Origin of the sequence: Flavobacterium taihuense, from assembly GCF_019351435.1 — a bacterium.
Lineage (GTDB): Bacteria > Bacteroidota > Bacteroidia > Flavobacteriales > Flavobacteriaceae > Flavobacterium > Flavobacterium taihuense.
The window spans coordinates 28093-51926 of sequence record NZ_JAHWYN010000001.1 but is presented as its reverse complement, the minus strand read 5'-3'; the positions used below and the strand labels follow the sequence as shown (position 1 = coordinate 51926).

Below are 23834 nucleotides of genomic sequence, written 5' to 3'. Positions count from 1 at the left end.
AAATTATTACTTTTATTGGTCATTAAATTAATACGATAATTTTGGAAAAGTCATATTCGATACATCAAAAGTTAGAAGCTTTTATAAAGAAGTATTATACAAATGAATTAATTCGGGGCATTATATTTTTCGTTGGTCTTGGATTAATCTATTTCCTTTTTACACTCTTTATTGAGTATTTCCTTTGGTTAAAACCTAAGGGTAGAATATTCTTGTTTTGGTTTTTTATTGCAGTTGAATTGTTTTTATTACTCCGTTTTATACTATTTCCAATCTTTAAAATTTTAAAATTTAAAAAGGGAATTGATTATACTCAGGCTTCTATTATTATTGGAAGTCATTTTTCGGAGGTAAATGATACATTGACAAATTATTTGCAGCTTTCAAAGTCTGATATTTCTACTTATAATTCAGAATTATTATTGGCTTCAATCGAACAAAAAGCAAACTCTTTGCGTCCAATTCCTTTTGGGAAAGCTATTGATTTTAGCGCCAATAAAAGATATTTGCCTTTGGCTATTTTGCCAATTCTTTTTTTGCTTTTCTTTTTTCTGTCAGGCAACAGTCGTATTATTTCTCAAAGTTTGAATAGGGTAGTGCATTTCAACTCGATATTTTCTGCACCAGCGCCGTTTAAATTCACTGTTTTAAATTCTAATTTGATTACAGAGCAGGGCAAAGATTTTGTTTTACATGTCAAATCAGATGGAGCTGTAGTTCCGGAAAATGTTATGATTTTTATAGGAGATGAGAGCTATTATCTTGAAACGATTCATCCTGGGGAATTTCAATTTAAAATTGCCAAACCAATTGATAATGTTTCTTTTCATTTGGAAGCAAATTCTGTTGTTTCATCAGACTATGAATTGAAAGTGATTGCGGTTCCAACCATTTCAAATTTTGAGATGAAGTTTGTTTATCCTGCTTATTTGAATTTGAAAAGCACTATTGTAAAAGGAACAGGTAATGGCATTATTCCCGAAGGAACTCAAGTTACTTGGGTAATGAATACTAATGCGACACAAAATGTGGTTTGGAAAAATGATTTACAGGCTTTTCTATTTGCTAAAAGTGATAATGCGTTTAATTTGACTAAAAATATTGTTCAAAACACAGAATATCAAATTATTACATCAAATAATGATGTAAAAAACTTTGAAAAATTGAATTATCAGCTAAATGTTGTTAAAGATCAGTTTCCGACTATCAATATTGCTAAAGCTCCAGATAGTTTGAGTGTTGAAAGTTCTTATTTTGTTGGTCAAGTAGGAGATGATTATGGGTTATCTAAGTTGCAAATAGTTTACTATGAATCTGGAAAACCTCTTAGTGCCAAACGTGGAACAATCGCTGTTAAGCATGATACTTTTGATCAAATTGTTTTTAATTTCCCAAGTAATCTTGATGTTGAAAAAGGGATGAACTATGATTTTTATTTTGAGGTTTTTGATAATGATGCGATTCATCATTTTAAAAGTTCTCGTTCAACGGTGTTTTCAAACAGAATTTTGTCTGATGAAGAAAAGCAAAATAACACTTTTCAGGAACAAAACAATACCATAAACAGTTTAGAAAAAACATTGTCTAAGCAAGACAAACAATTTTCTGAAATGGAAAAACTTCAACAAACTAATAAAGAAAAAGAAGGTTTAAATTTTAATGATCGTCAAAAGATTCAAGATTTTGTTAAGCAACAGCAACAGCAAAATGAATTGATGAAGGAGTTTGCCAATAAGATGAAAAACAATTTGGACAAATCAAACCCTCAGCAGAAAGATGAAACCAAAGAATTATTGCAAAAACGCTTAGATAATACTGAGAAGGAATTGGATAAAAATAAGAAATTATTGGATGAACTGAATGAATTAAACAATAAAATCAAAGACGAAGATTTTGTTCAGAAATTAGAAAAATTCAAAGAAAACAGTAAAAGCCAAAATAAGAATTTAGCACAGTTAGTGGAGTTAACTAAACGTTATTATGTCGAAAAAAAGGCAGAACAGTTAGCTGATAAACTAGATAAATTGTCTCAAAAAGAGGATAAATTATCAGAGAATGAAAAAGAGAATTCTGTTCAAGAGCAAGATAAAATAACGGATGAGTTCGAAAAGATTCAAGAAGAATTAAAGCAGTTGGACAAAGACAATGAAGATTTAAAAGCACCTATGGATATCCCTTCTGATTCTGACAAGGAAAAAAGCATCAAAGATGATCTCAATAAAGCGAATTCCGAATTGCAAAACAACAATAAATCAAAGGCTAAACCGAGTCAAAAAAGCGCTTCCAAAAAGATGAAAGAAATGTCCAAAGCTATGGAGTTGGCAATGGAAGAATCTAATAAAGACCAGATAGAAGAGGATGTTAAGATGTTACGTCAGATATTAGATAATCTATTGGCTTATTCTTTTTCACAGGAAGATGTAATGAACCAATTTAGAGCGACTAAATTGGGTTCTCCCTCTTTTAGTAAATATATTAGAAATCAGCAGAACTTAAAAACACAATTCAAACACATAGATGATAGTTTGTTTGCTTTGTCTTTGCGTCAACCAAAGATTGCTGAGCCAGTAACAAAAGAGGTTGCTAATGTGCAATACAACATTGATAAATCACTAGAAAGTTTAACCGAGTCACAATTGCAAAGAGGATTATCGCAACAACAATACGCCATTTCATCTGCTAATAAACTAGCCGATTTATTGAGTGATTCGTTAAATAGTATGCAAATGCAGATGTCCGGCAGTAGTGGAGGAAAACCAAAACCAGGTCAAGGTTCAGGCATGCAATTGCCTGATATTATAAAAAAGCAAGGGGAGTTAAGTGAGAAAATGAAGCAAGGAATGAAACCTGGCAATAAACCTGGAGAAGGAAACAAACCTGGCGGTAGTCATAACAAAGGTTCACAATCTGGAAAAGGTCAAGGACAGAATGGCGAGTCTGATGGTGATGGAGAAGGTGATGCTAAAGCTACTATGGATATTTACAAAGAGCAAAAACAGTTACGTGAAGCATTACAAGAAGAGTTAAACAAAAAGGGTTTAGGCAATAGTGGGCAAAATGCTTTGGAACAAATGAAACAGTTAGAAAAGCAATTATTGAACAAAGGTTTTAATAACGAAACGCTTCAAAGAACCAACAATATTAAACAGGAACTTTTAAAATTAGACACCGCTATTCGTTTACAAGGTGAAGATCCAAAGCGTCAATCTGAAACGAATACCAAGGATTTTACTAATACAGCAAGTCCTTTACCTAAATCACTTTCAGATTATTTGAACAGCATCGAAATATTAAATAGACAATCGTTACCTTTGCGCTCGAATTTTAATCAAAAAGTTCAAGTTTATTTTAACAACAAATGATCAATTTTAATTACGAATCCGAATTTACACTAGAGAACGAAGAAGCTATTGCGTCTTGGTTAAGCGCTGTAATAGTTTCGGAAAACAAAACAGAAGGAGAAATCAATTATATCTTTTGTGATGATGAGTACCTTCACAAGATTAATGTAGAGTATCTTAATCATGATACCTTAACAGATATCATCAGTTTTGACTACACTATGGGTAACGAAATAGGAGGTGATGTTTTCGTATCGGTTGAAAGAGTTTTAGACAATTCTAAAGACTACAACACAAGTTTCGATGAAGAATTAAAACGCGTATTGGTTCATGGAGTTTTACATTACTGTGGTTACAAAGATAAATCGGAAGCTGACGAAGTGTTAATGCGCAGTAAAGAAGATGAGAAATTAGCAATGTTTCACGTGGAACAGTAGTTACAAATCTATCAAAATTATATAAAAAAGTAATACGTTCCACGTGAAACATTATAAAAAATTTATATTTTTTTTAATGTGTTTCACGTGGAACATTTTTAATTTTGTTGAATCAAAAAGTTTTTGTGTTGGTCGATTTTAAGTTTTTATTTTAATATGTTTCACGTGGAACGTTATTTTGAGATTTCATAATTCCTTTTCGAAGGATTAATATATAAGAAAATGTTTTTAGAAGAGTATGATGTAATTGTGGTGGGAGCAGGTCACGCAGGTTCAGAGGCCGCGGCAGCGGCAGCAAATTTGGGATCCAAAACTTTGTTGGTGACAATGAGTTTGCAGAACATTGCGCAAATGTCTTGTAATCCTGCGATGGGCGGAATTGCCAAAGGGCAAATTGTTCGCGAGATCGATGCGCTCGGTGGATACTCCGGAATTGTTTCTGACAGAACTGCAATTCAGTTCAAGATGTTGAATAAATCAAAAGGGCCTGCTATGTGGTCTCCAAGAGTTCAAAGTGACCGTATGCGTTTTGCTGAAGAATGGAGAATGATGTTGGAGGGAACTCCTAATCTTGATTTCTATCAAGAAATGGTAAAAGGGTTGATAATTGAAAACGGAAAGATAAAAGGAATTAGAACTTCGTTGGGAGTTGAGATTCGTTCTAAATCTGTTGTTTTGACAAATGGTACCTTTTTGAATGGTTTGATCCATATTGGAGAAAAACAATTCGGAGGAGGACGTGCTGGAGAAAGTGCGGCATTCGGAATAACCGAAGATTTGATTAAAGAAGGTTTTGAATCAGGAAGAATGAAAACAGGAACACCTCCGAGAGTGGATGGACGTTCTTTGGATTATTCTAAAATGAATGAGGAAAAAGGAGACGCCCGCCCAGATAAATTTTCATATTCGGATTTGACTAAACCTTTGTCTATTCAAAAATCGTGTCATATGACTTACACCTCGAATGAGGTGCATAATATTTTGAGAGAAGGTTTTGATCGTTCTCCAATGTTTAACGGAAGAATAAAAAGTATCGGCCCGAGATATTGTCCTTCTATCGAAGATAAGATTAATCGTTTTGCAGATAAAGAGCGTCACCAATTATTTGTTGAGCCAGAAGGTTGGAATACGTGTGAGGTTTATGTAAATGGATTTTCAACTTCTTTACCTGAGGATATTCAGTTTAAAGCGTTGCGTACTGTTGTAGGTTTTGAGAATGTGAAATTCTTTCGTCCTGGTTACGCAATAGAGTATGATTATTTCCCGCCAACACAATTGAAACATACTTTGGAAACTAAATTGGTTGAAGGTTTGTATTTTGCTGGACAAATTAACGGGACTACCGGATATGAAGAAGCAGCTTCGCAAGGTTTGATGGCGGGAATCAATGCTCATTTAAAAGTGCACGAACAGGCGCCATTAATTTTGAAAAGAGATGAAGCATATATTGGTGTTTTGATTGACGACTTGATTACGAAAGGAACAGAAGAGCCATATCGTATGTTTACTTCGCGCGCAGAATACAGAACGTTGTTGCGTCAGGATAATGCTGATTTTAGGTTGACACCTCTCTCTTATGAAATTGGTTTGGCTTCTGAAGCTCGTTTACGTCGAATGGAACATAAATTAAATGAATCTGAAAAGATGGTGGCTTTCTTTAAAGAGACCAGTGTTTCTGTCGCGGAAACGAATCCGATTTTGGAAGCTAAAGAAACAGCGCTAATTAATCAAGGCGACAAAATGTTTAAAGTCTTTTCCAGACCGCAAATCGATTTGGAGGATATTATGAAGTTTGAGAAAGTAAAGGAGTATGTGGCTGAAAATAATTTGGATCAAGAAATTTTGGAACAAGCCGAGATTCAGGTTAAATATTCTGGTTATATTGAAAAGGAGAGAAATAATGCTGATAAGCTTACTCGATTGGAAGATGTGAAGATTCCGGAAAATTTTGATTACAACAAAATCAAATCAATGTCGATTGAAGCAAAACAAAAATTGAGTAAAATTCGTCCCGTGACGATTTCACAAGCTTCAAGAATAAGTGGAGTTTCTCCAAGTGATGTTTCAGTGCTTTTGATTTACATGGGGAGATAGAGGGTTTAGAATTTAGATTTCAGAATTCGGATTTCAGAATTCAGATTGCATATTATAAAACTCATATTAATTTTTGAATTTATTAAAATAAAAATCATTTAAAGTTTTGCTTTAAGTGATTTTTATTTAATTAAATTTTTAAATGTCTACACAGGTGTTATCTTATGTTGAGAGATTCTGAAATCTGCAGTCTGAAATCTGAAATCTAAAATTAGTTTGTTCCACGTGAAACTACGGCTGTAAACCCTATATTTGTTGGGTAAATTGATTTTTAAAGTTTTTGAGAATGAAAATTATTCAAACAAAGTTTTTAACTTTTGAGCAAAAACAATCTTTGTTTGAACTTTGGAACGCAGAATATCCTGAAAGAATCGGTTATAAAAATTTATCCGAATTTGAGAATTATTTAGAGGGACTTTTAGAGATAAAACATTATTTGCTTGTCGATGATTTAAATCAAATTTTTGGCTGGGCTTTTACTTTTATTCGAGAAGACGAAGATTGGTTTGGAATTATAATCAATTCTAAAATCCAGGGAAAAAAATTTGGAACTCTTTTGCTAGATGAATTAAAAAGAAATACATCGGTTTTGAATGGATGGGCGACTGATCATCAAAATGATGTTAAGCGAAATAAAGAAGCCTATTTATCACCATTGGAGTTTTATACCAAGAATGGATTTATAGTTGATCAAACTATACGAATGGAAAACGAGAAAATTTCCGCAATAAAAATAAGATGGGAAAAGGGTATTGCAGGTTAATGCATTTCTTTCCAAATAGAATTAATAAAAAAAGAATTTCTTTTCAGCTCTCATCATGGGCTGAAATTATTTATTTAAAAAACAAATGGACATCACACACAAAAAACATTTTCTTACTGTACAGGATTTTTCAGTTTCTCAAGAGATTTTCGAGCTTTTTCATGATGAAGCACTCGACATGTTAATTACATATCCGCAACCGGATTTGGATGTGTTAGGAAAATACTATGAAAGTCCGGACTATATTTCGCATACCGATTCAAAAAGATCTTTATTTGAGAAAGCCTATCATTTTGTTAAAAATATTGCATTAAAAAATAAATTGGATTTGATCAATTCACATCAACCTTCAAAAGGATTGATTTTGGACATTGGTGCCGGAACCGGTGATTTTTTATCAGTTGCTCAAAATGATGGTTGGAAAACGGTGGGAGTGGAGCCAAGTGATAAAGCCAAAGCTATTGCAAAAAAGAAGGGCGTTTCTTTTGTGGAAAATACTTCCGAATTGGAGAGTCATACTTTTGACGTAATTTCGATGTGGCACGTTTTGGAGCATGTTCCTAATTTGGACGAACAAATCAAAGAATTGAAACGTTTGCTAAAACCGAGTGGCACTTTGATTGTTGCTGTTCCCAATTTCAAATCTTTCGATGCAAAATATTATGGGAACTTTTGGGCTGCTTATGATGTGCCAATTCATTTCTGGCATTTCTCGAAAACAACGATTCAAAAATTGTTTGCAAAAGAAAATATGAAACTCGAAAAAGTGTTGCCTATGAAATTTGATTCGTTTTATGTGAGTCTGCTTTCCGAAAAGTACAAAACTGGAAAAATGAATTACATCAAAGCTTTTTTAATCGGATTGCAGTCAAATTGGAAAGCGAAACAAAATATGGAATACTCATCGCACATTTACATCCTTAAAAACAACTAAAACTTATTTTAAGCGATTTTAAGACGTTTATTTTGGTTTTAATAAGTGATTGGTTCAAATTTTTTAATTTGTCCCTGTAAAATCTTCTATTAAATTCAATTATTATAGTCGTTCGTTATTATATTTTAATTATTAATAATCAAAATATATAGTATTAAAATTACAGCATTTTTCAAACTTTTTATCAATACTATCTATTTTTTTATATTTTTGTCATCCATACTAAAAAAAACTTGAAATACATCAAAATGAAGAAAGCATTATTATTTATCGCAATTTCAATATCACTTGTTTCTTGTGATAAAAAAGCAGAAGTTAAAGAATTTAAAACAGCTTATGTTGATACAGCTGAATTGATGAAAGAATATACAGAGACCAAAGATTTAGAAGCTAAATATAAAGGGCAAGCTGCCGAAAAAGGAAGACAATTAGAAGCGGAAATCAACAGATTCAAACAAGACGCTGCTAATTTTCAACGTAATGCACAAGCAAACGGTCAAGAATGGGCTCAAAAAAATGGTGCCGAATTACAACGTAGAGAGCAACAACTTGGTCAAGCACAGCAAGCTTTGCAAATGCAATTGCAACAAGAGAGCGGAAAAGAAATGGATTCTCTTGTAAAAGGAGTTAAAAAATTCATCAAAGATTACGGTAAAGAGAAAGGATATGCCTATATCTACGGTACTGGTGATGCAGCTTCAATTTTGTATGCTGAAGAGAAATACGATATTACTAAAGACATCGTAAAATTATTGAACGAAAAATACAAATCTACTGCTAAAACAGAAGAAGTAAAAAAATAATTTTTGATTATATAGCTTTATAAAACCTTCATCTTGAATAAGATTGAAGGTTTTTTTATTTCTTTTAATATACTATTTTAGCTTTCTAAATTTATACGCCAAATGCAATCTATTTCCGAAGCCGCCGCTTATGCTCTCCGTTTTATCAATCAAACGCATCAATCTGTTTTTCTGACTGGAAAAGCAGGAACTGGTAAAACCACACTTTTGCGAGAAATTATAGCAACTACTCACAAGAATACTGTAGTAGTTGCGCCAACAGGAATAGCGGCTTTGAATGCAGGCGGTGTAACAATACATTCCATGTTTCAATTGCCTTTTGGCGGATTCATACCAGACAATTCTGCTCCTCAATTTTCGGATACGACGAAGTTCGAAACCAAAGCCACTTTGCGCAGGCATTTCAAAATGAGTGGGCAAAAACGAGCGGTTATTCGCAATATGGAATTGCTTATCATAGACGAAGTCAGTATGTTACGTGCCGATTTGTTGGATGCGATGGATTACATGATGCAAACGGTCCGAAGAAAATCGGCTCCATTTGGCGGTGTTCAAGTATTATTTATTGGCGATTTATTACAATTACCTCCCATCATCCGAGATGAAGAATGGCGTACTTTGCGGAATTATTACAAAGGCAAATTCTTTTTCCACGCTCATGTGGTTCAACAGTATCCGCCTTTGTACATCGAATTATCCAAAATTTACCGTCAAACGGATGACCGATTCATTTCGGTTTTGAATAATTTACGCAATAATGAGATAACAGCTACTGATATTCAAATACTTAACGAATTTGTAAAGCCTAATTTCGATCTGAAAGCCAATAAAGGCTTTATCACGCTGACTACGCACAATGCCAAAGCGGACGTGATGAATGCGCAATCTCTTGAAGATCTGGAAGGGAAACAAATGATGTTTATGCCTGACATCACAGGAGATTTTCCAGATAAAATCTATCCTGTCGATCCCTATTTGCAATTGAAAGTAGGAGCACAGATTATGTTTGTCAAAAATGATTTGTCTCAGGATAAAAATTATTTCAACGGAAAAATGGGAATCGTAAAAACGATGACTTCCAAAGAAATTTGGGTGCACTTTCCCGATGAAGACAAAACCATTGAAGTGGACAAGTACGAATGGCAAAATATTCGGTACACTGTAAACGAGATGACCAAGGAAATCGAGGAGGAGGTTTTGGGAACTTTTGTGCATTACCCAATCAAGTTGGCTTGGGCGATTACCGTACACAAAAGCCAGGGATTGACTTTTGACAAAGCTGCGCTTGATGTATCGCAAGTTTTTCTGCCCGGACAAGCCTATGTGGCATTATCACGTTTACGCTCCTTAAATGGCCTTGTTTTGCTTTCTCCGTTGCGAATGAATGGTATTTCAAACGATCAGGATGTGATGGATTACGCAGAGAACAAAGCCTCCGAAGAAGTTTTGGCGAATGCCTTAAAACGTGAAACCAAAAATTTTATCCTTAACTATCTCAAAAACAGTTTCGATTGGAACGAGTTGGCACAAGAATGGCGCAACCATCAGTTCAGCTACAACGAAGATGCCGAAAACTCGGTTAAATTCAAACACAAAGCTTGGGCACACAACCAAGCCGGTGTCATTTGGCAATTGCTGGAACCTTCGTCTAAGTTTTTGGTGCAACTGGATAAATTGTTCCACAGCGAACAGTTGGAATTCAATCATATATCAGATCGCATCAACGCCGCTTTCAATTATTTCATGGCTCCGATGGATCAGTTGGTGTACGAAATTCTCTGGAAACTTGAGGAAGTAAAACGACTCAAAAAAGCCAAAGCCTTTTATGACGAGTTAATAATCTTGGACGATCTGCAAACTAAGGCGGTGCTGCAATTGATGAAAGCCAAATTAATGGTCGCCACGCTGGTAAAAGGCGAAACCATTTCGAAAGAAAAATTAACTTCCGAAGAAATAAAAAAATACAAGACCATCAAGGCCGAATGCGTCATGGAGGATTTCAAAAAAGCCAACATTACCCTGATCGAGGACGAAAAAGATGCCGAACGCTACGCACCCAAGAAAACGGCCAAAAAAGAGCCTAAAAAATCGACGGTACAGGAAACTTACGAACTTTGGCTAGAAAAGAAAACCGTGCAAGAAATCGCAACCATCCGCAAGTTTACCCAGGAAACGATTTTGTCGCATCTCACCAAGTTAATTCAGGCCAAGACCCTCTCCATCAGCGAAGTCTTTCCAGCAGACAAATTAACTGCACTGACGGAGGCTTTTGCAGGCTACAAAGAAGAATCAGTTTCTCCGCTAAAAGAAAAGTATGGTGATACCTTCAGTTGGGAAGAACTCCGAATGTTCAAGGCGAGTTTGAATCTGTAGCAGTAACAGAGCAAGAAGCACCACAATCAATTTCTGCACAACAGTGTCATCCAGATAAGCGAGTGAGCTGCTCTTGTAACACTGCAATGCGCTTGTGCAATTCATAGACGGAACAGTATCGTCCTAAAAACCCACTAATTCTAATTAAGTAGCGTAGTTTTTTACTTATAAATTTAACAAAATTCTTTTTTATCGAAAGAAAAACGCTATAAATTAAAACCAGAATAGTTTAGATTTGTTTTTATAATCAGTTATTATACAAACCTTTAAAAAAACTATTTATGTCAAATTTGCTCAACAACCGCGTAAACGCGACTGCTACGGCAGCACAAGTAACGGCAGTCAAAGCCGCATTTCAAACCATCTTGACCAACCTCCCTTTTTTGGTGGGTTTAACCGCCGACGAACGAAAATCACTAAATGCTATTGATGTCAGTAACAAAGCATTTACGGAGGATGCTATCAATGCTGGTGTAAACAATCCTACGCTTGTACCGTCCTATCTTTCGGTGGTGAATATGAAAAATGATTTAGCGCTTTTTACCCAACTGGATGAAATTTCGGCATTGGCCAACCAGCTTTGTGAACGTATTGAAGACACCAAAATGTTGGCAGGAAGCGAGGCTTATGGAGTGGCGCTAGCGCTTTACAAATCCTTTGGGTCTGCTGCCGATGCTGGTGTTCAGGGTGCAGGCAGTATAGTAGACCAGCTCAAAAAGCGTTTTGCAGCTAGTGGCGGTAATGCCGTTACGGTACCGCCAGTAATGCCTGCGGTGTAGTAAAACAATTTGCTTAAAAATAACTGCAATCGCCTCTTTTATTTCGAAAGGGGCGATTTTTTGCCGTTTTTTTTTGATATCCAAAGGCAATTGTATGTAGTTCAAACCAATAGTATATGTAGTTTAAACCAACTTTATTGGTTTGTCGAACCAATAGAAAAGGTAGTTTGAACCAATAAACAATGTAATTAGAACCAATATACTTTGTAGTTAAAACCAATAAAACTTTAGCTTGAACCAATAAGCTATGTAGTTCGAACCAATAAAGGATATAGTTTGAACCAATTCTATTAGTGTTTAGCACCACTTTTTTAGAAAAATAAAATGCATTCACAACATAAAACACACAAAAGATGATATCTACCAGCAACAAATACAGGAATGGAAAAGGGGAACATTACCCAGTAATTGGCAATTTTATCCATTACCACATTATCCATAATAAAATCAAGAAAGCCGATGTTGCCAGAGCATTGGGTATACTCCCAACAGGATTGAACGAATATTTCAAGAAAGAGTCCCTACAGTTTGCTATTTTATGGAAGCTGAGTATGGCAATGAACTACAATTTTATTGCGCACTTAGGCGAATACCTGCCGTATCGTTTTGAAACGATTCGCGAAAAGGCCCTGAAAGAAGAACTGGCTGAAAAAGATGCTATTATCCAAAAAATGGAAATCCAGCTGGAGGTATTTAGGGAAACAATCAGGAGGCAATAAATTATACACGAATTGATTTTGAAATCCTTCCCATTAAGAAAAATAAGCGGTATGTTTGTAAGACAAAACTCCTCAGATTGGGGTGGATATGTCTGACTCAGTCAGACATATAAACTAGTTACTGGTAATGATATACCAAAAGACCTCAATTGCAATTTACGAGGAACAAACTAATAAAAATTGAAAAAAAACAAATATAATTCTACACTTAATTGAAAGTCAAAATTTTTATAATGTAATTTAAAAACCTTTTTTAGCGTATAAATAGATAAAATAATTATGATTAAAAATTTAATACTAGGCTTTCTATTTTTATTTGTTTCATCCTCATGTCAGAGAACGAATGATTATTATACTGACATTAATGATTCAAGTGTTGAACATGTAAAAATAAATGAATTAAAAGGTTTAGAGTTATCATTTTCAGCGATAAAGATTAACGAAAAACTAATAATAATTCAATATGTTAAATTATTGGATAGAACAACAAATTTAGAAAATATAGCTCTTTTTATAAATGGATTAGAAAATCCAATTTCAGAAAAGAAAGAGTATTATAGAGAGAGTGGTGAAAGATTCAGTTTTTATAAATTTGATGAAATAAGAGATTATTTGAACGGACAAATTAATACAAACACAACCGTCAATTATTATTATGTAGATCCAAGGATAAAAGATATGGATGATTTAAATTTTAAAGTTTTAATAAAATCTGATTCTCATACTATTAGCAAACAAATTACAATGAAAAGGCATTCTAGGTATAGATTTTTTTTAGAAGGTGCATAAATTACATTTGTTGATTTTTTAAACGTATTTACATATAACTATACCAAAATTTGAAAGAGGTTTGCCAAAATTAAAATGTACTAAACTTTGAAAATTAAACCGAAGATAACCGCAAAAATCACTACCAGTAACAGCTACTACAACGGATTTGGGCAATAGGTTTAATGGAAAGATGATTTTGTATTTGGGATGATTTGGCAAATCCGAAAATAGGGCTTAATTTAGTCCCAAACCCGCTGTAGTACCAGAACGTTAGCGGCAAACTAAAAATATTCAGTATGACAAAAGACTTTTTAATGTTAATTGCAGGAGCGGTGATTGGATTTATAATATCGATGATTACGATAAATTATCAAGAATATAAAGACCAAAAAAGAGCAAACAAAATTTGTGAAATTGAACTTTTTAAAATTTCTAAATTAATAACACCTTTTGTAAATCACAAAGAAGGTATTTCTACTGATGAAATACCTAATTTTAAGATGACAACTCAAATAGACATTTTTTTAAGTTTAAATGATAAATTAAGAACCAACGTTTACGATATAACAACAGATTTAGAAAGCGCAGAAAATAACAGAAAACGTGCATACTCACTTTTGAACCAACCAGATAAAATCAACGAACTTAATCTATATGGAATGTTATACCATGATTATCTAAAATGTGCTCAAACCAAAATTGAAGAACTTAAAGACAAACTCAAATAGTCAGCCATCAACAGCTACTACAACGGATTTGGGCAATAGGCTTAATGGAAAGTAGGTTTTCTATTTGGGATGATTTGACAAATCCGAAAAATGGTCTTAATTTAATCCCAAACCCGCTGTAGTACCAGAACGTTATGCGGGAGTTGTGCCGAAATTACGCAGATAAAAACAATCAGAAAATAAACATTTGTTTCCGCAGGAAGTTTAAAAAGCAGAAGCGTGACAATTGGGACTTTCCAGCAGAAACTTAAAAGTGGAAACTAACAACAAATAGAATCTCAAAAAATGCACATAATTTTAATTATTTTACCACTATTATTTCAAATTATTTTTGGCAGAAAAGCTATTGGAGGAGATATTAAATTGAGATTTGACACAATTTGTTTAATTAGTTTTTTTAGCCAAATCATATTTACGATCTTAGAATTTAATATTATTGTTTATTATCTTGAAAAGAACAATAATGCTTGTGGGATGCCATTAGTCGGACTTATAAATATTTCGTTATTATTTACTTTAATTTTATTTATAACAATGTTTATTCAATACCGTATTAAAAAGTTATATGGAAATGATGAAGAGGATGAAATTGAGGATGAAGATGATAAAATTGAAGACTATGGGAATGAAGAAGATGAATTTTAAGAAGATGAAATTCATTGAAAACAATAATTAAAACTAATATCAATAAGTTGGAGTTTGCCAACAGAAGCGTGAAAAGTAAGCGGTTAAATCGGAATTTCGACAAAACAACCCCCGCATAACAGCTACTACAACGGATTTGGGCAATAGGCTTAATGGAAAGTTGGTTTTGTATTTGAAAGATTTGGCCAATCCGAATAATGGGCTTAATTTAGTCCCAAACCCGCTGTAAGAAGGGCGAAAGCTATCTTGCAAAATCACATATGAAAGAAAATTGGCTTTTTATTAAAACTCCTGAATATTACGGAAATCCTGAGATAATTTAAAGTGAAATTCAGAATTTAAATTTTCAGTTTAATTGGAATGCAAAAGCAATGAATGTAAGGTTCAATGAAGTTTTAGATTCGCCAGTTATACAAGAAACAAACAAACGTTTGATTCAGCAATGAACTAAAATTTTACTGGAAAAACTAGATAAAACGCTATTTCTTTCACTTTACATGGACAATTATCTTGGCAGAATCATTCGAATAAAATATGTTGATAATAAAAAAATGATTTTATATGGTTTCCTAAATGAACCAAATGAAGTTAATGCTCTAAATTACATATACAATTCGGAAATAGTTATTAAGGCACCGAAATTCATATAACAATAAGCTAAGTAAAGAGCTTTACATACATTTAACAATGATGAGAAAGAAACAAATACTTGCCATAATCGGGAGTACCAGAGCTAATTCTTCCAATTTGAAGGTTGTTCAGTATTTAGCTGCACTAACAAAAGATCTTTATGATATCGCGATTTTCGAAAGAATAAGTGAATTGCCGCATTTTAATCCGGATTCGGACAATGAGAATCCACCATGCTCAGTTGTCGAATTCCGTCAACTCATTTCAAAAGCTGACGGAGTGCTGATTTGTACGCCAGAATACATTTATAGTTTACCGGGAAGTCTAAAAAATGCGATTGAATGGTGTGTTTCGACGGCCGTTTTTTCTCAAAAACCAATTGGACTCATCACAGCATCAGCTTCTGGGAAACGAGCCCACGAGGAATTGCAATTAATCATGAAAACGGTAGAAACTAATTTCACGAAGGAGACTACATTACTAATTAGTGGAATTAAGGGAAAATTCAATGACCAAGGTATATTGTCTGATACTGATACTATTGATCGATTGGTTAGGTTTAGTACCGCGTTTGGTTTTCTTATAAGTGATTGATATTTAGTAAAATATTCAAGTTATTAGATAAGAAGTTTTGTAGTATGGAATTATATTTATACATTTGACTGATTAGTCAATCTTTACAAAATGGATAAAAAAAGTATACTACTTGGCACTGCACTGCAACTTTTTGTTGTGAACGGATTTCATGGGACAGCAACCAGTAAAATTGCGCAGGAGGCCGGTGTTGCCAATGGAACGTTGTTTAATTACTTTAAGACCAAGGATGAACTTATAATGGCTTTATACCGTTCCGTTTTAAAACACATGGACGATTTTATCATTGAAAGAATGGAATCTCACTCGATTTCCAAAGCATCTTTTCGTTCTGTTTTTATGGAAACAATATCATGGTGTTTGGATAATCCTCTCCGTTACCAATATTTGCAACAATTCAATCATTCTCCTTATTTTAAATTGGTTACTTCAAAGGTGTTAAACCAAGATGAACACCCTCTTTTGGTTCTGATACAAAACGGCATTGATATTGTTCTTATCAAGCAACTCCCTATTTCTTTTATTTATTCAATATTTACTGCGCAAGTCAATGGCTTGAATTCCTATATTATTGCGAATGATTTGGAGAAAGATAAGCAAAGTGAATTCATTGAAGAGGCTTTTGAAATGGTTTGGAAAATGATTGAGGATTAATACAATATGAAATGACTGATTAGTCAATCTTTATTTTACAGACTATCATAAGAATCATTATCAACTTCGCTTTAAGATGTAATAAAGCTCCGTTAGCTCACTTAGATTATATTTCCGCTTTTTTTGGAATAACTTTATTATTCGTATAAGTAGTTAAAAATCAATTGTATGATGTTTTAATTTAATGGTTATTTGTTAGTTTTTTTGTAAATTAGCAGGTCAAAAAAGTAACACTACCCCCATTTCTGTTTTTTTATATTTTTTTGCGAAAGCGACTAAAGTTACCGAGGCTTTACAGTGCTTTCAGCAATAATTGCGGAATAATAAACCATACCGAAAAGCGCAATTCTTATGTCGTGTTTTTTTTGGGTTGTTGCCTCGAATTTTTGGGTCGAATGCAAACTGCAATAAAAAACGGAGTAGCCGAAAACCAAGCAGAGTAGGCATAATTTAAAATTAAAATAAGATGAAAAAAACTTTTCTAATGATGCTGTCAGTAATTACACTTACAACATTGATGTCCGTACAGACTGCCAATGCACAGGAAGCTAATTCGCCCTGGCCTGGAGTCACCAAAAAAGTTCTATTTGACAATGAGCATGTTAATGTTTCTGAAGTAACTTTTGCACCTGGTGCCGTTGCCGACTGGCACTCACATCCGCAATACACTGCTTATGCGAAAACCGATGTTAAAATGAAAGTGGAAATAAAAGAGAAAGAACCTTCTGTTGTGGATTTAAAAGCAGGGCAAGCGATTTGGTCTCCTGCGGTAACACACAAAACCTCTAATGTGGGCAAAAAGCCTTTTACTGTAATTGTTTCTGAAATAAAATAAATACTTTACATATCGTAAAAAAAAAGGAATCAAAAGACGAAACCCTTAAATATAAAATTGTTTTAAGGGTTTTTGTATAAAATATTGAATTTCCAAAATAGGTAGCTATGCATTATTTGCCAATTTAAGCAACTTTAATGTTGCTTCTGTGTTTTTGTATTGTCTTACTGTAAAAAACGAACTAGAAAGACTTTAAATTAGCTTCTGTTTGGATGTAAACTTAATTTTATCGGAAGAAAATAAAAAAAACCACGAATAAACCTTTTTCTAGGTCTATCAGTGGTTGCTATTTTTTGAAATTTTAGATTTTTTTACAAAGATTGAATCAAGATCCAAGCTTCAGGATTATCTGTTTCTGTTATAGTATTTTTTTCTTTTTCCGCTTCAGCAAAAGTGGAGTAGCTTCCATATAAAACGGGGTAAAGTCCGTTTTTATTTATTCCCAAAACTCTTGCTTTAAAACCTTTGGCAATTAGTTGATTGTATCTTTTTTGGGCGTTAGCTTCGCTTCTGAAAGCGCCAGCCATAATGTGATACGGTAACTTGAGCTCTTCTTTTTCTTTATTGGATTTCAAAGAAAGGGTTACAGCCGGTATTGGCGTTTGGATAAAGAAAGTAGCTTCCTGAATTTTATGTTGCACTTGTTTTTGGACAGCCGTTTCTACCAAAACTGTTTCAGAAGCTATTTGGTTTTGATACATTGGATAACCGATAGTGCCAGCAATTGACAATCCAATTACAAAAATAGCGGCATATTTAAGATAAGGACTTCTTTCTCTCGTTTCTGGAACAAAATTGAATATCGGTTTTTCTTCCGCTAGTATTTCAGTTGGTTTTTCGAGTATTCCTTCGGTTTTTACCACTTCTATTTCTCTTTTCACTGCTGGTGAAACGAAAGAAGTTAATCCAAAAGATTGTGCTAAATAATTGGTTTGCTCGTTAGGAGTAAAATGGATATTATTTTCTGCTGTCAAACTTAGAACGCCAATGTTTTTTATTATAAAACTGCGATTTTCTTGTAGCGTTTTTTTCCAATTCAAAACCTCATATTCGATAGCACTTACTGCATAATCGTATGAAGTTCGTTCCGCTTGGGCAATATGATTGGCCAATAACCCATCATTGTTTTTGATATGGGAATTAAAGGATATCATTTTTTTTGGTGGGAAAAAAGAATGAGAGTTTTCAAGCAGTTGTGCCGATTGGATCTCGGTCAGGAATGCTCCAAAACCAGGAACCGTTACACATTGATAACGGTATAAAAGCTGCGCGATGTAAAGTTCGATTTTCATAGTAACAAAGTTATGCAACGGGAATAGTTATCAAAATTTTATTCACAATTTTTATTAACAATCTGCATGTATTACAAAATCAATAGATTACTGATTTGTTTTTTGACGAATCCATTTGTAAAGTGGTTTTAGTGTTTCAATTTTTTAAAATATAGTACTTATTTTTTTACAAAAGAATGTTGTTTTACTTTGAAATCTTTTTAGATTTCAAAAATTTGTCTTATAATTGTAAGATATGTCAGAGGAAAATTTATTTCATTTAATGGCTTTATTACGGGTAGAAGGAGTAGGCGATATTATGGCCAAAAAACTACTTACGCATTTTGGAACTGCCGAAAACGTTTTGAATGCCAAATCTTCGCAACTTGCCGCCATTGGTGGGGTGGGTACTGTTTTATTGAAAAACTTTAAAGACAAATTTATTTTCGAAAAAGCCAAACAAGAATTGGATTTCATTCAACGGAATGATATTGATTTACTTTACTTTCAAGACGAAAAATATCCAGAGCGATTAAAACATTGTATTGACGGACCTGTTTTATTGTTTTCTTCAGGAAATATCAAATTAGACAAACGTAAAATTATCAGTATTGTCGGTACACGGCAAATAACTTCTTATGGAACAGAATTTTGTCGAAAATTTATCGAAGACTTAGCTCCATTGGATCCTATAATTGTAAGTGGCTTTGCTTATGGCGTTGATATTGTGGCACATCAGCTGGCAATGGACCATAATTTACAAACCATTGGAGTTGTAGCTCATGGTTTGAATCAAATTTATCCCAAACCGCACAAAAAATATGTTGCCAAAATGGAACAAAATGGCGGTTTTATGACTGAGTTTTGGAGTACTTCCAACCCGGATAAAGAGAATTTTGTTCGTAGAAACCGAATCGTTGCTGGAATGACCGAAGCGACTATTGTGATAGAATCTGCCGATAGGGGCGGATCGCTCATAACCGCCAATATGGCCAATGATTACAACCGAGATGTTTTTGCAGTTCCAGGTCGTACAACCGATAAATACAGTCAAGGATGCAATAACTTGATTAAAACCCAAAAAGCAAATGTACTCACCTGCGCCGCGGATTTGATTTACAACCTAAATTGGGATATTCAAAAAGAAGCCAAATCTGTTCAAAAACAATTGTTTGTCACCCTTGATGACGACGAGCAAAAAGTTTATGATTATCTTTTGAAGACTGGCAAAGAGTTGATGGACATCATTGCCTTGCATTGTGATTTTCCAATTTACAGAATTTCGGGGTTATTGTTGAATATGGAATTAAAAGGAGTGATAAGGCCTTTGCCAGGGAAAATTTTTGAGGCGATCTAATGCTATTTCGTATTTGGAATAGTTGCGGGAATCGAGTCATGCTGCTTAATTCTACTTCTAAATATTTTTTTTATACTATTTATTTTACTGTCTGTTTTTTTTCATTTCAGTTTTCATTTCAGTTTTCATTTGTTCTACTAATTTTTTTATTTGTTCATTGGAAGACATAACATTTTCTGTTTGGGCTAACCACTTATCAAAGTTCTTCTTATCAATCTTATAAAAATAACCTTGTAAAATATAAAACGCATTTTCAGCAACATATGTTTTGTCAGGACAAACTTCCAAAGAATTTCTGTAGCTATCTATTGCTGCATCTATTTGTTGCGTATTTACCAATGCATAAATATATTCTTTGTAAATGAAGGCATCTGTAGGATTTATAATTAGAGCCTTTTTTAATACTTCAATAGCTTTTTTATAGTGTTGCAAGCGATTATAAGAGTAGGCTAATTGGACAGACAATCCTTCATATTCGTTATTAATTTTAGATGCTTTTTCTAATAACTCCATTGCTTTTTGATATTCTCCCCAAGCATTGTAGATAGAACCCCAGCTGTACAATTGTTCAATTGAGCCTTCTTTCAATTTATTTAAGTTTAGCGAATCAGGATCTTTGCTTATTTTTAATTGCTCGAAATTTGCTTCAGGTATTATAGCAATAGGGGTTTTACTTGGATATAAGGGGACTTTTATCGAAGAGTTCTCTTCGTTTGGATATGCTTTAATCTTTCCTGTAGAGTCAATTTTTAAATTACCTCTATACTCAAATGTAAGGCCTGCTCGCGAATCCACGTAAATGAAACCATACTTATATATTCCACCATATTCCTCCGGAAATACAACCCATTTTTTTTCACAATCAAGTATTATTTTGTCAAATGTTAACTGTGCGGATGATGTAATGCTAATCAGTAAAAAGAAGGTGAAAAGGAGGTTCCTCATGATGTAATTTTTGGATCTGATTTTATAAAATAGGCATTATAGACTTTCGTCTTAAAGGACTTTAGTTATTTTGTAAATATAAATGATTTATAGCTAAAATTTATTTTGAAAGAAACGTAATCAAATTATGAAGTTGGCACAGCAATAACTTTGATAATGATTTAGGTTAGATTGGGTGCAAAAAAAATTGCAGATGTTAACTAAAACATCTGCAATCGTATTTTAAAAATCTAAAATTTCTATTTTAAAGCCTTATAAAGTATCTCAACAGGGTGAAGTGCTTTTCGGCTTGTTCCGTCGCTTATTTGATGTCTGCAGCTTGTTCCGGAGGCAGATATTAATGTCGCGTCTTCTTCAGAGCGGATTGTTGGGAATAAAACCAATTCACCAATTTTCATCGAAATGTCATAATGTTCTTTTTCATATCCAAAAGAACCCGCCATACCGCAACATCCGCTTGGAATATTTAGAACAGTATAGTTTTTTGGCAACATTAAGATTTTTTTAAGCGGTACCAATGATGACAAAGCTTTTTGGAAACAGTGACCGTGCATACGGACTCTTTCAGTGCTTTGCGTAAACGAATCAGATGTGATGCGTCCTTCGTCTAATTCTTTGGCCAAAAACTCTTCGATGAGCATTGCTCTGCTGGAGAATGCTTTTGCTTTTTGTTTCAGATCACCACGGCATAAATCCGGATATTCATCTCGGAATGATAATATAGCTGAAGGTTCGATTCCAATTAAAATCGCGTTTTCCGGTATTTCTTTGGCGAAAGCCTGAACATTTTTTTCTGCTAATTCTCTGGCTTCTTTCAGCATACCTTTTGAAAGATAGGTTCTTCCGCTGATACCAATTTCAGGAATCACTACTTCATAGCCCAAACGGTTAAACAGTTTAACGGCAGTCTGACCAATTTCGACATCATAGAAATTCAGGAATTCATCGTTGTAGAGATATACTTTTCCCTGAATGAAATTCCCTATTTGTCTGTAGTTTTTGATCCATTTTGCAAAGGTGATTTTATGCATTAATGGTAACGATCGTTCGGTGGCAAAACCGGTTGAACGTTTCATAAGATTTCCTATGATTCCTTTGGAACCAAAATTATACAACCACGGCAATGAAGCAAAAAATTGATTAATTTTTGGGGTGTTACCAATTAATTTCGAACGAAATTTTACTCCGTTTTTATCATGGTATTGTTGTAAGGTTTCGGCTTTTAGTTTCGCCATATCCACATTCGATGGGCATTCGGATTTACATCCTTTACAGCTCAAACACAAATCCATTACTTCGAGTAAGCCTTCATCGTCAAATCTATTTTCTTTGGTAGAGTTGTTAATGGTTTCTCTCAGAATGTTGGCTCTGGCGCGAGTGGTGTGTTTTTCATCACGGGTTGCCATATAACTTGGGCACATAGTACCGCCGCTTTTCTCGGTTTTGCGGCAGTCACCAGATCCATTGCACATCTCGGCAGCACGCACGATTCCGTTGTGTTCGGAGAAATCAAAATAGGTTTCCGGCATTGGAGTGTCTTGACCTGGAGTATATCTAAGGCTAGTATCCATCGGAGGTGTATTTACGATTTTGCCCGGATTGAAAATTCCCCAAGGATCCCAAGTATTTTTAACTTGGATAAACATTTGGTAGATTTCTTCTCCCAGCATCAGCGGAATAAATTCACCGCGAAGTCTTCCATCGCCGTGTTCTCCGCTTAGGGAACCTTTGTATTTTTTAACCAAATGAGCAATATCAGTTGCGATAGTTCTGAAAAGTGCTGCTCCTTCTTTGGTTTTTAAGTCAATAATCGGGCGAAGGTGCAATTCTCCAGTCGCTGCGTGGGCATAATGCACACAACTCAGGTTTCGTTCTTTTAGAATGGCGTTGAAATCTTCGATAAAATCAGGTAAATCATTTACGTCAACCGCTGTGTCTTCAATAACGGCAACCGCTTTGGCATCACCGGGAATATTAGATAATAATCCCAATCCTGCTTTTCTCAGGTTCCAAACTTTATTGGTGTCTTCGCCCCAAACAATCGGGAAGTGGTAACCAAGGTTTTTGGAACGCATCAGCTCTTCCATTTCTTGGGCGGCCTGAATAATTTCTTCTTTCGAGTCCCTTAAAAATTCAACAACCAAAATCGCTTGCGGATCACCTTCCACAAAGAATCTATTTTTGCTTTGTTCGATATTTTCTTTGGTGCATTCTAGGATATAATGATCGATTAACTCAACGCTGTCTGGGTTGAATTTCAATGCCTCAAGATTGGCTTTCAATGATTCGTTGATGCTATTGTGGTGTACGCAGACCAAACCAGCAAAAGGTTTTAGTGCATCAACCAAATTCAGTTTAATTGCTGTCGAGAAGAACAAAGTTCCCTCAGAACCGGCGATTAATTTACAAAAATTGAATTTCTCGGTCGGATCGCCAAAAGGCTGGCTGTCGGCCAATAAATCCAAAGCGTAACCTGTATTTCTTCTCGGAATAGTTTTTTTAGGATAATTTTCGTCGAATAAAGCTCTGTTGGCAGGAGATGACAATAATTCTTTAGTCTGAACATAAATGGCTTGTTCCAATGGACTCACTACATTTATACCGTTGCATTTGTCTTCAAATTCGGCATTGGTCAAAGCGCCAAAAGTAACTTCGTTTCCGTCGGCCAAAAATCCTTTGATTTCCAATAAATGCTCACGTGTAGAACCGTAAATCACAGATCGTGCTCCACAGGCATTGTTCCCCACCATTCCGCCAATCATACAACGATTACTGGTAGAAGTTTCCGGGCCAAAGAATAATTTATAGGATTTAAGATGTAAATTGAGTTCGTCGCGAATCACTCCAGGTTCTACCCAAGCGGATTTTTCAACCGGATCAACCGAAAGGATTTTGGTAAATTGTTGTGAAATATCAACCACAATTCCATTCCCGACAACCTGTCCAGCAAGAGAAGTCCCGGCCGCACGCGGAATTACACTGCTTTTGTTTTCTCTGGCAAAAGCGATGATTTTTTGGATATCTTCTTTTGTTTTCGGAATAGCTACCGCCAACGGCATTTCTTTGTAAGCACTAGCATCAGTGGCATAAAGTGTACGCATGGTGTGGTCGTACAGTAATTTTCCATCTAATTGCTTTTCAAGACTTTCAAGGTTCATTTT

General features: G+C 34.5%; 19 protein-coding genes. 16 read left to right on the top strand and 3 right to left on the bottom strand.

Going from position 1 to position 23834, the window contains the following annotated elements:
• Positions 1-41: 41 nt before the first annotated feature.
• The 15 genes from KZH69_RS00175 to KZH69_RS00105 all read left to right on the top strand — a co-directional run bounded on the left by KZH69_RS00175 (position 42) and on the right by KZH69_RS00105 (position 17100).
• On the top strand, positions 42-3362 hold the full coding sequence (locus KZH69_RS00175; protein WP_219315438.1) for a hypothetical protein: 3321 nt from the start codon (positions 42-44) through the stop codon (positions 3360-3362).
• Complete coding sequence (gene ybeY / locus KZH69_RS00170) at positions 3359-3778, top strand: rRNA maturation RNase YbeY (RefSeq protein WP_219315437.1); 420 nt, start codon at positions 3359-3361, stop codon at positions 3776-3778. The genes KZH69_RS00175 and ybeY overlap by 4 nt, the downstream gene beginning before the upstream one ends.
• A 222-nt stretch (positions 3779-4000) precedes the next feature.
• Positions 4001-5872 (top strand): tRNA uridine-5-carboxymethylaminomethyl(34) synthesis enzyme MnmG, encoded by a 1872-nt coding sequence (gene mnmG, locus KZH69_RS00165; protein ID WP_219315436.1) that lies wholly within the window; start codon positions 4001-4003, stop codon positions 5870-5872.
• Between the two features lie 286 nt (positions 5873-6158).
• Entirely contained in the window at positions 6159-6635 is a 477-nt protein-coding gene (locus KZH69_RS00160; RefSeq protein ID WP_219315435.1) for a GNAT family N-acetyltransferase, read from the top strand.
• A gap of 85 nt (positions 6636-6720) precedes the next feature.
• A complete protein-coding gene (locus KZH69_RS00155) occupies positions 6721-7569 on the top strand; it encodes a class I SAM-dependent methyltransferase (protein WP_219315434.1) in 849 nt (282 codons plus the stop codon).
• Between the two features lie 248 nt (positions 7570-7817).
• On the top strand, positions 7818-8372 hold the full coding sequence (locus KZH69_RS00150) for an OmpH/Skp family outer membrane protein (protein WP_219315433.1): 555 nt from the start codon (positions 7818-7820) through the stop codon (positions 8370-8372).
• Between the two features lie 102 nt (positions 8373-8474).
• The gene (locus KZH69_RS00145; protein ID WP_219315432.1) at positions 8475-10745 is read left to right on the top strand and encodes a helix-turn-helix domain-containing protein; all 2271 of its coding nucleotides are present in this window, start codon (positions 8475-8477) and stop codon (positions 10743-10745) included.
• A gap of 281 nt (positions 10746-11026) precedes the next feature.
• The gene (locus KZH69_RS00140; RefSeq protein WP_219315431.1) at positions 11027-11524 is read left to right on the top strand and encodes a hypothetical protein; all 498 of its coding nucleotides are present in this window, start codon (positions 11027-11029) and stop codon (positions 11522-11524) included.
• A gap of 353 nt (positions 11525-11877) precedes the next feature.
• Entirely contained in the window at positions 11878-12243 is a 366-nt protein-coding gene (locus tag KZH69_RS00135; RefSeq protein ID WP_219315430.1) for a transcriptional regulator, read from the top strand.
• Positions 12244-12522: 279 nt separating this feature from the next.
• On the top strand, positions 12523-13032 hold the full coding sequence (locus tag KZH69_RS00130; protein WP_219315429.1) for a hypothetical protein: 510 nt from the start codon (positions 12523-12525) through the stop codon (positions 13030-13032).
• Positions 13033-13310: 278 nt separating this feature from the next.
• A complete protein-coding gene (locus tag KZH69_RS00125) occupies positions 13311-13742 on the top strand; it encodes a protease-associated domain-containing protein (RefSeq protein ID WP_219315428.1) in 432 nt (143 codons plus the stop codon).
• Positions 13743-14027: 285 nt separating this feature from the next.
• Positions 14028-14387 (top strand): hypothetical protein, encoded by a 360-nt coding sequence (locus KZH69_RS00120; RefSeq protein WP_219315427.1) that lies wholly within the window; start codon positions 14028-14030, stop codon positions 14385-14387.
• Positions 14388-15077: 690 nt separating this feature from the next.
• Entirely contained in the window at positions 15078-15611 is a 534-nt protein-coding gene (locus KZH69_RS00115) for an NADPH-dependent FMN reductase (RefSeq protein ID WP_219315426.1), read from the top strand.
• Between the two features lie 90 nt (positions 15612-15701).
• Positions 15702-16265 carry a TetR/AcrR family transcriptional regulator gene (locus KZH69_RS00110; protein WP_219315425.1) on the top strand — a complete coding sequence of 188 codons (564 nt, stop codon included), beginning with the start codon at positions 15702-15704 and terminating at the stop codon, positions 16263-16265.
• Between the two features lie 466 nt (positions 16266-16731).
• Positions 16732-17100 (top strand): cupin domain-containing protein, encoded by a 369-nt coding sequence (locus tag KZH69_RS00105; RefSeq protein ID WP_219315424.1) that lies wholly within the window; start codon positions 16732-16734, stop codon positions 17098-17100.
• 311 nt (positions 17101-17411) lie between these two features.
• Here KZH69_RS00105 and KZH69_RS00100 read toward each other — a convergent pair whose 3' ends face one another.
• The gene (locus KZH69_RS00100; protein ID WP_219315423.1) at positions 17412-18392 is read right to left on the bottom strand and encodes an HU domain-containing protein; all 981 of its coding nucleotides are present in this window, start codon (positions 18390-18392) and stop codon (positions 17412-17414) included.
• Positions 18393-18627: 235 nt separating this feature from the next.
• On the opposite strand from KZH69_RS00100, the gene dprA reads away from it, so the two are divergent.
• Positions 18628-19728 carry a DNA-processing protein DprA gene (dprA, locus tag KZH69_RS00095; RefSeq protein ID WP_219315422.1) on the top strand — a complete coding sequence of 367 codons (1101 nt, stop codon included), beginning with the start codon at positions 18628-18630 and terminating at the stop codon, positions 19726-19728.
• Between the two features lie 84 nt (positions 19729-19812).
• Here dprA and KZH69_RS00090 read toward each other — a convergent pair whose 3' ends face one another.
• Entirely contained in the window at positions 19813-20673 is an 861-nt protein-coding gene (locus KZH69_RS00090; protein WP_219315421.1) for a tetratricopeptide repeat protein, read from the bottom strand.
• 239 nt (positions 20674-20912) lie between these two features.
• Entirely contained in the window at positions 20913-23831 is a 2919-nt protein-coding gene (locus KZH69_RS00085; RefSeq protein WP_219315420.1) for an FAD-binding and (Fe-S)-binding domain-containing protein, read from the bottom strand.
• Between the last annotated feature and the right edge of the window lie 3 nt (positions 23832-23834).